Source organism: Pseudoalteromonas sp. MelDa3, assembly GCF_002863625.1.
Taxonomy (GTDB): domain Bacteria; phylum Pseudomonadota; class Gammaproteobacteria; order Enterobacterales; family Alteromonadaceae; genus Pseudoalteromonas; species Pseudoalteromonas arctica.
In genome coordinates, this window is sequence record NZ_PJBR01000222.1 from 1 (window position 1) to 12375 (window position 12375).

The 12375-nt window shown below is 38.4% G+C and carries 7 protein-coding genes; 4 read left to right on the top strand and 3 right to left on the bottom strand.

All coding sequences use genetic code 11. The features are described 5' to 3' along the window. Positions 1-69 precede the first annotated feature (69 nt). Positions 70-1086: a protease SohB gene (sohB, locus tag CXF89_RS19245; protein WP_121955497.1), complete on the top strand. Its 1017-nt coding sequence runs from the start codon at positions 70-72 to the stop codon at positions 1084-1086. 96 nt (positions 1087-1182) lie between these two features. On the opposite strand, the gene CXF89_RS19250 is transcribed toward sohB, so the two are convergent. Then, positions 1183-2517: a dicarboxylate/amino acid:cation symporter gene (locus tag CXF89_RS19250; protein ID WP_007582590.1), complete on the bottom strand. Its 1335-nt coding sequence runs from the start codon at positions 2515-2517 to the stop codon at positions 1183-1185. Between the two features lie 193 nt (positions 2518-2710). Between CXF89_RS19250 and CXF89_RS19255 the strand changes: the two genes are divergently transcribed. Next, positions 2711-6148: an Ig-like domain-containing protein gene (locus CXF89_RS19255; RefSeq protein ID WP_121955494.1), complete on the top strand. Its 3438-nt coding sequence runs from the start codon at positions 2711-2713 to the stop codon at positions 6146-6148. 260 nt (positions 6149-6408) lie between these two features. Continuing rightward, positions 6409-9117, top strand: a complete 2709-nt coding sequence (gene topA, locus CXF89_RS19260) for a type I DNA topoisomerase (RefSeq protein WP_024592543.1) — start codon at positions 6409-6411, stop codon at positions 9115-9117. Between the two features lie 316 nt (positions 9118-9433). Here the strand turns inward: topA and CXF89_RS19265 are convergent, their stop codons facing one another. Then, a complete protein-coding gene (locus tag CXF89_RS19265) occupies positions 9434-9676 on the bottom strand; it encodes a hypothetical protein (protein WP_007582596.1) in 243 nt (80 codons plus the stop codon). 239 nt (positions 9677-9915) lie between these two features. Between CXF89_RS19265 and CXF89_RS19270 the strand changes: the two genes are divergently transcribed. After that, complete coding sequence (locus CXF89_RS19270; RefSeq protein WP_121955495.1) at positions 9916-10461, top strand: TIGR00645 family protein; 546 nt, start codon at positions 9916-9918, stop codon at positions 10459-10461. Between the two features lie 92 nt (positions 10462-10553). Here CXF89_RS19270 and CXF89_RS19275 read toward each other — a convergent pair whose 3' ends face one another. Further along, positions 10554-12176 carry an alpha-glucosidase family protein gene (locus tag CXF89_RS19275; protein ID WP_121955496.1) on the bottom strand — a complete coding sequence of 541 codons (1623 nt, stop codon included), beginning with the start codon at positions 12174-12176 and terminating at the stop codon, positions 10554-10556. Positions 12177-12375 lie beyond the last annotated feature (199 nt).

The window sequence follows — 12375 nt, forward strand, 5'->3', positions numbered from 1 at the left end:
ACTGAAAAGTGGCTTTTTTTTGCTTTAAAGCATGCTAAATTAGCTGAAATTTATAAATGGAGAAACCAGTTGGAATTTTTATACGAATACGGTTTGTTTTTTGCTAAAACAGTTACTTTTGTTATCGCTATCGCAGTTGTTTTAATGCTAATAGTTGGCGCTGCAGTTAAGCCAAAGGCCAAAAAAGGTGAAATACAAATTGATGATATATCAGAGCAGCTAGTTGAACTTAAAGAAAGTTTTTTACAAAATACGTTGGGTAAAAAAGAGCTTAAAGCGCATCAAAAACAACTTAAATCAAAGAGTAAAAAAGCAGATAAAGATGAGCCTAAACCTCGTTTATATGTAATTGACTTTGTGGGTAGTATGGACGCTCACGAAGTAGAAAGCTTACGAGAAGAAATAACGGCTATTATCTCTATTGCCGATCCAAGTAAAGACAAAGTACTTATTCGTTTAGAAAGTGGTGGCGGTGTTGTACATGGCTACGGACTTGCTGCATCTCAGTTACAGCGTATTAAAAGTGCGGGTATCCCTCTAAGTGTTGCAATTGATAAAGTGGCAGCAAGTGGTGGTTACATGATGGCGTGTGTCGCGGACGAGATACTTGCAGCGCCTTTTGCAATAGTTGGATCTATTGGTGTGATAGCTCAAATACCTAACTTTAATAAAATATTAAAGAAAAATGATGTTGAATTTGAGCAAATAACAGCAGGTGAATTTAAACGCACACTTACTTTATTTGGTGAAAACACAGATAAGGCCCGTGAAAAATTTCGTGAAGAAATTGAACAAACACATGATTTATTTAAAACGTTTGTAAGCACTCAACGTCCAAGCTTAGATATAAGCTTAGTTGCGACAGGTGAGCATTGGTTTGCAACTCAAGCGATTGATAAAGGCTTGGTAGATGTTATAAAAACAAGTGATGATGCATTGCTAGAGCAGCAACATGAGCGCCAAATTTATAAGATTAAATACAAAGTTAAAAAAGGGTTGAGCGATAAGCTAGCTCTTGGCTTGAGTAGTGGTGTAAATAAAGTGGGAATAAACTTACTTTCTAAGTTTAAGTCGTTAAATCCTTAGATTAGAATCTTTTTCAGGATTCAGTTTAATTATTTTTACTCGAAAAAAAACCTTGATGGATTGCATCAAGGTTTTTTATAGCTATATAAATGTAGCTTATGAATCAATAGATTTATGATAATCTTCTAAGTCTTTAGCTGCATTAGGGTCGTTAAAGATGCTCTCATCTAGCTCACCTTCAGACTTGGCAACAACACAGGTAACCATACAATCGCCGGTTACATTAACTGCTGTACGTGTCATATCAAGTAATCTATCTACACCGATAATAATTGCAATCCCTTCTACAGGTAAGCCAACTTGGTTAAGTACCATTGCCAGCATTATTAAACCAACACCAGGTACGCCTGCTGTACCTACAGAGGCAAGTGTTGCTGTTAATATAACCATTAAATAATCAGATATTGTCAAATCGACACTAAACACTTGTGCAATGAACACGGTAGCCACACCTTGCATGATGGCAGTGCCATCCATGTTAATGGTAGCACCCAGTGGGATAGTAAATGAGGCAACCGAGTTATTAGCACCTAACTTTTTAGTAGCAGTTTCAAGTGTAATAGGCATAGTTGCGCTTGAGCTCGAGGTACTAAATGCAAATAAGCATGTGTGCTTCATTTTTGCTAAGAAAATAAGCGGGTTTAAGCCCGTTAATATTTTTAAAAGCAATGTGTAGTTTACAAAAGCATGTAATAACAGTGCAAGCACTACAACGCCAAAGTACTTCGCTAAGCTCACAATTAAGTTAAGCTCAATTGTTGTAAACAGTTTTGCCATTAAAAAGAACACGCCATAAGGGGCAATATTCATTAAAAGCGTAACTAGTTTTAAAATCACAGTGTTTAAATCTTCAAATACGGTAGCAACACGTTTTCCTGCTTTACCACTTAATGCCATTGCTACACCAAATAAAAGTGCAAACACAATAACTTGAAGCATATTGCCTTTGGCCATTGCTTCAAAAGGATTTGTAGGAAACATATCTATAATTACACGTGCAAGGGTAGGTGCTTCTTTAGCATCGTAGGTTGCATTAGATGGCAAGCTTATACCTTCACCAGGGCTAAATAATAAGGCAAGTGTAATCGCCACTGTTATAGCAATAGCTGTAGTTAATAAATATAAACCAATAGATTTACCACCTAGGCGGCCTAGCTTTTTAGGGTCGCTTAAGCTACAGGTACCACAAACAAGCGATACAAAAACAAGAGGCACAACTAACATTTTCAAGCTGGCAATGAATATTTGACCACCAACATGGAAAATACCATCAACAAAAAAGGCTTTAATTGGCAAAGAGAATAACCCAAGTGGTATTAGATAATCGTCTTCACCAGCTAATATAGCCTGAAATATAAAACCTACTGTAACCCCAAGCGCCATACCAATCATGATGCGAGTGGTTAAACTCATTGAACGGATTTTTGACATATTTCCTGATCTACATTTTATAAATTTGCCATAGACTACCAGCAAGGAAATATTTACTACAGAAAAAGTTAGTATTTATTTAAAAATATTTTGCACAAAAAAGTAATAAAAAACTGTGATTTTAGACTAAGTTATAGGTTAATATTAAGTGTAAATTAATTTTAATTATAATAACAACGCTAGGGAGAGGTTCATGCCTTTAATGCGACTGCTCGGCATTTCATTGCTAAGTTTTTTACTCACAGCCTGTGGTGGCGGTGGGTCACTTGAAAAAGACGGCTCTATTAGTGATGGTGATTCCACGACGGAAACATCAACCTATACAATAAGTTTGAAAGGTTATTTGAAAGCGAGTGATACTGAGTCGAATAGTGTGACTGTTAATGCTCCTTTAGAATTAAGAGCTAGTTTAGTTAATGAAGATGGTGATGCAGTGTCTGGCGAGCGTATTACATTCACGTTAGCGGATTCTATTGGTTTACTTGACCCAGTCTCTGGCACGGTTTTAACTAACACTGAAGGTGTAGCATCGATCACTCTTACGGCAGGCGATACTGCGGGGGCGGGTATTATTACTGCTACCTATATTAACGGTGTAGACACCTACAGTGATTCGTTTGGATTTGCATCAGATGGTTCTGAGAATGATGACTCAAGTGTGAGTGGAAGTATTGAACTAGATATTTCAATTTTAGATATTACTGGTTCGCCATTTACAGCTGAAAATCCAGTCAGTAAAGATAATAAAGGGACGGTTACCGCTACCTTGTTAGATGAAGATGAACCTTTACAAGGCCAGCTAATTTCTTTTACAACTAACTACACAGGTAAAATCACACCTGTGTTAGGTACGGCATTAACAGACGGGAGTGGTAAAGCTTCCGTAACGCTCAGTAGCGGTGATTCAAAAGGTGCGGGCCAAGTCGTTGCCATCTATACGGATGAAAGCGGTAATAGCATTACTAAAGTTGCAGGCTTTATTTCAAATGGTGATGATGCACCTGTGGAAAGTGCTGAAGCAGAGCTTGATATCAAGTTATTACAAGGCTGTACAAGTGATTGGGATGCTAATCGCAACACAACATCCCTCGAAAGCACATATCTAGCATCTGGTTGTAATGTTGTAAATCAATTCTCTTCTGATGAACTTATTGACGTTATGATTAAAGTCACAGATACAAGTTCAGGTGATGGTATTGATGGCATTATAGCTGAGTTATCTACAGACCTTGGTGCCTTGTTACCAGAATCAGGTAAAGCACTAACAGATAACTTTGGTTTTGCAATTTTAAAATTACAGCCAGGAGCAAACAGTGGTGCGGGAGAAGTATCTGTTACTGCTAAATCAGTTACTGCTTCAAAAGCATTTGAAATCGCTACAGCAGAATTAAGTGTTGAAATTTCGAATGGTTTATATAATAAATTAGATGATGCTGGCAATGTGATTGATAACGAATTTGTGCCGCTAGCAGCTGGAGCTACAACGGTTATTTCAGTAAATATTTATGATGCAAATGGAGATTTGTTTGTGACTCCACTAGATGTTGAATTTACATCTGGTTGTGTTGAATCTGATCTTGCTGTTATGGATGATACTGCAACGAGTATTAGTGGTATTGCAACAGCGACATACCGAAGTAATGGCTGTAACACATCACAAGGCGATACGGTTACAGCGACAGTGCTTACTGGTGGTACACCAAAAGTTGTTACAGTTAATGTACCTGTATCGGCTGCCGCAGTAAGCTCGATTGAATTTGTTGAAGCATCAGAAAATGTAATTGCACTAAAAGGGACTGGTGGAGTTTCTCGTAAAGAAATCAGCCAACTTACGTTCAAATTAACAGATGAAATAGGTAATACTGCTAAGCAAAAGCGCTTAGACTTTCGTTTAAGCTCGACTAATGGTGGCATATCACTTTCTGAAGTTACAGATGCAACCGGTTATTCGCATGCTAGTGTTTCAACAGACTCTGAAGGTTTAGCACGTATTCAAGTGAACTCTGGTTTTGTTCCTCAGGGTGTGCGTGTGCAAGCTTGCTACATCCCAGACGAACTTATTCCAGCTGACCAAAACGACAACGTTACATGCTGGAAAGAACTTTATGATGAGTGTCTTCTTGATGACGCAGAGCGTGATGTTAATGTTTCATGCCCAACCGGAGAACTCTCATTAGTTTCATTAGATGAGCAAGTAATAACAGTATCTGATTTAGTTTCGATTAGTTCGGGTTTACCTGATGGCAATAGTTTCACTGCTGCACCAACTAACTTCAATATTGAAGCGTTAAATTATACCGGTGATATTGAAGAAGTTAATGTTTATTTAGCTGATCATTTTAACAACCCTGTTCCTGATGGTACATCGGTATACTTAACAACTGAAGGGGGTGCTATTGGTACCATTGATGGTACAGAGTTTAATGCGCAGCTTGAGTGTAATACAGTCGACGGTCAATGCGTCGCTCAATGGCGTTCACAAAACCCAAAACCATTCACAGATGCAAAATGGGGCAATAAGATTAACAGCATTAACCCTAAAAGTGAAACTAATGAACTTAACTGTGATCTTTACTTTGGTTCTGCAGCACCTTGTATGGCCGGTATTTTAAATGCTGCTTTCAATGAAAATGGCGTCCCGCTTGGTGGTCGTGCAACAGTGCTTGTTACCGCTAAAGGTCAAGAATCGTTCATTGACATTAACGGAAATGGGCGTTTTGATACCAACGAATATTATAGTGGCTATGATCTAACAGAAGCATTTATCGATCACAATGAAAACGGTGTTTATGATGGCTTAGCTGGTATTTATGATCCTGTTACAGCGACAGTGATAAAAGCCGCTGATAACTGTCAAGAAGGCGATAGTGATGATCCATGTAGCCCAGAGAATACAAATGCTGGACATTTTGAAGAAAACTGGGATATTGACCTCAATGGTATGCACACGCTAGCTGATGGAAAATATAATGGTTTAGTATGTAAAGCGGAAGCAACAACACCAACTGATGGTGACACATTTGAAAGTCTGTGTACTAAAGAACTAGTTGATATTCGTGATTCTTTTGAAATTATTATGTCGGGTAGTACCGCATACAGTAGATTTGTGGTAACAAAAAGTGAACTACGTAATCGCTTTGCTGAAGCATTAGAAGAAACAGTTATAGATGACCCTACAGTATTTACTGATAACGCTATGCAGCTCGCGCAGGATATCGAAGAGTGTAATTATATCTATCGTCAAGCAGATACTCAGTCTGGCGCTATTATCTTGAGATTAGAAGCAACTGATAATACAGATTACTGTGATGTGGGTTCAATTAACATAACTACTGCAGATTCAGGGAATCAGCTATCAGCGTTAACTTTCGCTGTTTATTACTCTGATATATATAATAACCCAATGCCTGCAGGTACCAGCGTAGCTATATCTACTGATAATGGTGAATACAGCGGTACAGATGGTTTTGATATTCGCAATTCAAATGCAACGTTTGCATTTGGTGAAGCTCTATCAGTTAGCCGCGAAGCAGAAGGAAATGATAAAACTGAAGGCTTCTTAACCGTCGAATTTACGACAGGGAAAGGCAACATTTCAACAGCTCAAATTGCAATAAGTGATGATAGTTGATTGCTAATGAGTAGTTTAAAATAAAAAATGCCAACCTTTAGGTTGGCATTTTTGTTTCTGTTCTATATATTCCACATCAATTAATCTAAAAACACTAGTTTGTTTAATTTAACGACAAAAATTGTTCGTTTATTCAGTAAATACTGAAAAGTTTGTATTAAAAGCTTGTAACAACTAGTGTTTGTAGATATACCTATAAATATTCGCGCCGCTTATGTCGGCAAAACACATTTTCAATATTTGGTTAGAAATAGGCAACTATGGGCAAATCGCTAGTAATTGTAGAGTCTCCTGCTAAGGCTAAAACAATTAATAAATATTTAGGTAATGACTTCATCGTAAAGTCCAGTATTGGGCATGTACGAGATTTACCTACTTCAGGTTCGAGCAAAGCTAAAGTGCCGGCAACTAAAACGCCAGCAGAAGTTCGTAAAATGGAACCTGAAGAGAAAGCAGCGTATAAAAAGCAACGAGATTATACAAACTTAGTCGCGCGTATGGGTATAGACCCAAACCAAGGCTGGGATCCGCATTACGAAATACTGCCTGGTAAAGAAAAAGTTGTTCAAGAATTACAAAAGCTGGCTGAAAATGCAGACCAAATATATCTCGCAACGGATTTGGATAGAGAAGGGGAAGCAATTGCTTGGCACCTTCAAGAAATCATTGGTGGTGATCCTGCTAAGTATAAGCGCGTAGTTTTTAACGAAATTACTAAAAACGCAATACAGCAAGCGTTTGAAACACCTGGCGAGCTTAATACTGATATGGTTTATGCTCAGCAAACACGTCGCTTTTTAGATCGTGTTGTTGGCTTTATGGTATCACCTTTGTTGTGGGCTAAAGTGGCCCGTGGACTTTCTGCAGGACGAGTTCAGTCTGTTGCGGTACGTTTATTAGTAGAGCGTGAGCGTGAAATTAAGGCGTTTATCCCTGAAGAATTTTGGGATATTCACGCTGACGTTAAAAATACTGAGTCTGAGTTACGTTTAGAAGTAGCCAAACAAGCAGGAAAGCCTTTTAAGCCTGTAAATGAAGCTCAGGCTAGCGCAGCGGTTAAAAGCCTTGAGAATGCAGAATACAAAGTAATTAGCGTTGAAGAAAAACCAAGTAAAAGTCGCCCAAGTGCGCCATTAATTACTTCAACCATGCAGCAAGCAGCAAGCACACGTTTAGGTTATGGCGTTAAAAAGACCATGATGCTTGCTCAGCGTTTGTATGAAGGCGGGTATATTACGTATATGCGTACTGATTCAACTAATCTTTCGAAAGATGCCGTTGAAATGTGTCGTGAGTATGTAACAAACGAGTTTGGTGCTAAATACTTACCAAAAGATCCAATTAGCTACAGCTCTAAAGGCAATGCACAAGAAGCGCATGAGGCAATACGTCCTTCAAGCGTTACCGTGTTATCTGGTCATGTTGAAGGTGTAGACGCCGATGCTAAAAAGCTGTACGAGCTAATTTGGCGTCAATTTGTAGCGTGCCAAATGGTACCTGCTGAATACGATTTAACAACACTAACTGTTGCAGCTAACGACTTCCAGCTTAAAGCGAAAGGCCGTGTGCTCCGCTTTGATGGTTGGACAAAAGTACAACCTGCAATACGTAAGAAAAACGAAGAAGATCAATCACTACCGGCTGTTAAAGAAGGTGAAGTCCTTACTTTAATCGAACTTGATCCTAAGCAACATTTTACTAAACCGCCAGCGCGCTTTAGTGAAGCAAGTTTAGTAAAAGAGCTTGAAAAACGCGGTATTGGTCGTCCATCTACTTATGCGTCAATTATATCAACGATTCAAGATCGTGGTTATGTACGTGTAGAAAACCGCCGTTTCTTCGCTGAAAAAATGGGTGAAATAGTTACCGATCGCTTGGTTGAAAATTTCACTGATTTAATGAACTTTGATTTTACAGCTAAAATGGAAGGCCGTTTAGATGATATCGCTGAAGGCGAGCGTGTATGGACTCAAGTTCTAGATAAGTTTTATGCTGATTTTTCAACGCAATTAACTGTTGCTAAAGACGAGCCAGAGAACGGTGGCATGCGTCTTAACGAGATGGTTGAAACCGATATTGAATGTCCTACGTGTAGCCGAAAAATGGGTATACGAACGGCATCAACTGGTGTTTTCCTAGGGTGTACTGGTTACAGCCTTCCGCCAAAAGAGCGTTGTACTACAACAATGAACTTGGTGTCGGGTGATGAAGCAGTTGCAGCTGATGTAGAAGATGTAGAAACTGAAAAGTTAATGCAGATGAAGCGTTGTCCTATTTGTGAAACTGCAATGGATTCATACCTAATCGACGAAACCCGTAAATTACATGTGTGTGGTAATAACCCGGCATGTAAAGGGCATATAGTTGAAGAAGGTACCTTTAAAATTAAAGGCTATGACGGACCAATTATCGAATGTGATAAATGTGGCTCTGACATGGAACTTAAATCGGGTCGTTTTGGTAAGTATTTTGGCTGTAATAATGACGAGTGTAAAAACACACGTAAACTACTTAAAAGTGGCGAAGCTGCTCCACCAAAAGAAGATCCTGTTCACATTACTGAGTTAGAGTGTGAAAAGTCAGATGCGTATTTCGTATTACGTGATGGCGCCGCTGGTATATTCTTAGCTGCAAATACTTTTCCTAAGTCTCGTGAAACACGTGCACCTAAGGTAGAAGAGTTAAAACGCTTTAGAGACCGTATCTCGCCTAAGTTTTATTACTTAGCAGATGCACCTGCTAAAGATCCTGATGGTAATCTTGCTGTTGTACGCTACAGCCGTAAAAATAAAGCTCAGTATGTTATGACTGAAGTTGACGGTAAAGCTACTGGCTGGACTGCTCATTATGAAGCAGGTAAATGGACAGAAGAAGCGAAGAAAAAGGCAGCACCTAAAAAGAAAGCTGCTGCAAAAAAGGCACCAGCTAAAGCAAAGCCTAAAGCGAAAGCTAAAAAAGAAGATGAATAAGCACGTTATCGCTTATTCATAACTTTTTATAGGTTTTAAAAAACCATAAAAAAACCGGAATGCACAGCTTGTGTCTATTCCGGTTTTTTTGTGCCTAGTTAAATGTTTTCGCAACGGCTTTATTAGCAGTACATTCAACTAAGCGTATTGGAGATACCAATTTTATTAAAAAATGGTCATTATATTGCACTAAATAACCCACTCACTGCGTTAAAAAACATTCATATAAAACAACTATATGTCATGCTATTTCACTTGCTATTGAGCTATTTTCTTAGCGCTAAAATAGATCACTAATTTAATGCAATTGGTATGATTAAATCTTAACAGAAGATACTTTTTTATAGCCTTCAGATTCAAGCTCATCATTTACGCATTTTAATACGTAGGCATTTAGCTCTTCATTGCTTACGTCATCATCTTTAGCCCAGTTAACACACATTTCTGTGTATTCTTTTACCATTTCGGCTGAAGCTGTTGGCGCATCGTCTGCTACCGCGTAAGTCGCAGATACTGCAAATAGTGGAGCTACGATTAATGCTAGCAATGCTTTTTTCATTCGTTTATTCCTAAAAAAATGGTGTGATGACTGATTTACCCAGTTTAAGATTAGGTTTAAATCAGTAGTGCCCAATCCAGAACAACTCTGTTGGTATACTGATTTTTAAACGAAAACGAAATAAAAGATAACGAAATTTTTTTATCGTGAGGATGAGTAATTTACTTGTCAGGATTTCGCAGCATTGTGTTGCAGTGGTTTATAAGCTAAGGTCGCTTTTTTAATTAAAAGACAAATCAATGTCATCACACACCCCTAATAAAAAACCACGCCAAGCTAATAAAGTAGAGCATGCATTAGAATCTTTTATTTTTAAAGGGCGTTGGCTACTAGCCCCATTTTTTGTGGGTTTACTATTTGCAGTTGTACTGTTGTTAATAAAGTTTTTTAAGCAGCTTTATTTAATGGGTATTGCGACATTTACAGCAACAAATCAAGAGTTACTTGTCGGTATTCTAACTTTAGTTGATACGGCATTATTAGCGGGGTTATTGCTGATCATTATATTTAGCGGTTACGAGAACTTTGTTTCTAAGCTTAATATTGATAATCATGAAGACAGACCATCTTGGATGGGAAAAGTTGGTTTTTCAGGTCTAAAGATGAAATTAATAAGTGCGATAGTCGCTATTTCTGCTGTTGAGTTATTAAAAGTATTTATAAACTCAGGCGCATATCCAAGTGATGAGCTACTTTGGAAAGTGACTATTCATGTTACGTTTGTAATGTCAGGCGTTTTATTTGCTTTAACTGACTACTTAAACAGTAAAACCCAAAGTCATTAGAAAAATTAAACGCACAAAAAAGCCCAAGTAATTTACTTGGGCTTTTTATGTTTAGAGCTTAGCTGTAATATTAAGTGTAATTATTGATGTCATTAACACTTTGCATAAAAGCAAGCGAAAGGCTCAAGCGTAAGTGTGTCTTGGCTTAATTTTGCGCTGTGGTGGCTAAGCTCATTATATTCTTTAACGATTGATGTGGGCATATCAATACTTGTTTGTTGAGAGCTTAGATTAAATATGCACAGCATTTTTTTCGGTCCAAGCGTTCTATAAAAAGCAAGCACAGGCTCAGGCGTTTCAATAAACTCAATATCACCCTCTAGTAAAACAGTTTGGCTTTTGCGCCACGCCATAAACTCACGATAGGCGTTTAAAATTGAGTTGCTATCATTAGTTTGCACAGCGACTGATTGCTGTTTGTGTGCATCATCAACAGGTAGCCAAGGTTTTACGTCACTAAAACCCGCATGAGGTGAATCAACTTGCTCCCAAGGCATTGGCGTTCTACAGCCATCACGCCCTTTAAAGTTAGGCCAAAATGTAATGCCGTATGGGTCTTGTAAGTCTTCAAAGGCAACAGATGCTTCACCTAAACCAAGCTCTTCACCTTGGTACATACACACACTGCCACGAAGGGAAGCAAGTAGGGCGGTTAGCATTTTACATTGCTGAGGGTTTATTTCGCCATTTTCACTCCAGCGACTTGCTACGCGCTCTACATCATGGTTGCTAAATGCCCAACACGGCCAACCCTCAGTCATACGTTGTTCAAGAGTTTGAACCGTAGTTCTAATATATTCACTTGAATAATCATTTGTTAAGAGCTCAAAGCTATATCCCATGTGCAGCTTATCGCCACCTTGGGTGTACTGCGCCATTGTCGCCAATGAATCTTCTGATGAGATTTCGCCAAGCGATACAGTACCTGGGTATTTATTAAGTAATGTGCGAATGTCTTGCATAAACTCAATATTTTCTGGCTGAGTGTTGTTGTAGTAATGATACTGAAATGCGTATGGGTTATCTTCACTAAAACCACGACCCTGGCGCTTATCTTTTGGTTTAGCTGGGTTATCGCGAAGTTGTGCATCGTGATAACAAAAGTTAATAGCATCTAATCTAAAGCCATCAACGCCTTTTTTAAGCCAAAACTCTACGTTATCAAGTACAGCTTGTCTTACGTCAGGATTATGAAAGTTTAAATCGGGTTGTTCGGTTAAAAAGTTATGCAAATAATATTGCCCACGGCGAGGTTCCCACTGCCACGCGCCACCACCAAAAATAGACAGCCAATTATTAGGTGATGTGCCGTCATCTTTAGCTTCAGCCCAAACATACCAATCCGCTTTATCGTTATTTTGATTTTCGCGGCTATCTGTAAACCATTGGTGTTGATCTGATGTATGGCTTAGTACTTGGTCAATTATAATTTTAATGTTGCGATCGTGGGCTTGGCTAATAAGTTCATCAAAATCGTTTAAATCACCAAAAAGCGGGTCAATGTCACGGTAGTCACTAATATCGTAGCCAAAGTCTTTCATCGGCGATTTGAAAAAAGGTGAAATCCAAATTGCATCAACGCCTAAGCTTTTAATGTAATCAATACGATTAATAATCCCTTTTAAGTCACCAATACCATCGTTGTTGCTATCTTGAAAGCTACGCGGATAAACTTGATAAATAACCGCACCTTTATACCACTGCTTTTGGGTCATGCTTTTCTCCGTCATTCCACACAGTATTTAGACTATTCTTCATTGTGATTACGATTAATCACGTTATTTTCAAAAAGCATACGTGAAGCCTGTAATTCTGTAAAAAGTCTGCATACGTATGCACTAAAAATAATGCAATAAAATTATTTAAAATAAGCGCTTAGCGCATCTTTAGCGGTGTTCGTTTTGTGTGTTTAAT

Coding starts and splice junctions, on each gene's coding strand:
- CXF89_RS19250 (WP_007582590.1), bottom strand. CDS start 2,517: ATGTCAAAAATCCGTTCAATGAGTTTAACCACTCGCATCATGATTGGT.
- CXF89_RS19265 (WP_007582596.1), bottom strand. CDS start 9,676: ATGAAAAAAGCATTGCTAGCATTAATCGTAGCTCCACTATTTGCAGTA.
- CXF89_RS19270 (WP_121955495.1), top strand. CDS start 9,916: ATGTCATCACACACCCCTAATAAAAAACCACGCCAAGCTAATAAAGTA.
- topA (WP_024592543.1), top strand. CDS start 6,409: ATGGGCAAATCGCTAGTAATTGTAGAGTCTCCTGCTAAGGCTAAAACA.
- CXF89_RS19275 (WP_121955496.1), bottom strand. CDS start 12,176: ATGACCCAAAAGCAGTGGTATAAAGGTGCGGTTATTTATCAAGTTTAT.
- CXF89_RS19255 (WP_121955494.1), top strand. CDS start 2,711: ATGCCTTTAATGCGACTGCTCGGCATTTCATTGCTAAGTTTTTTACTC.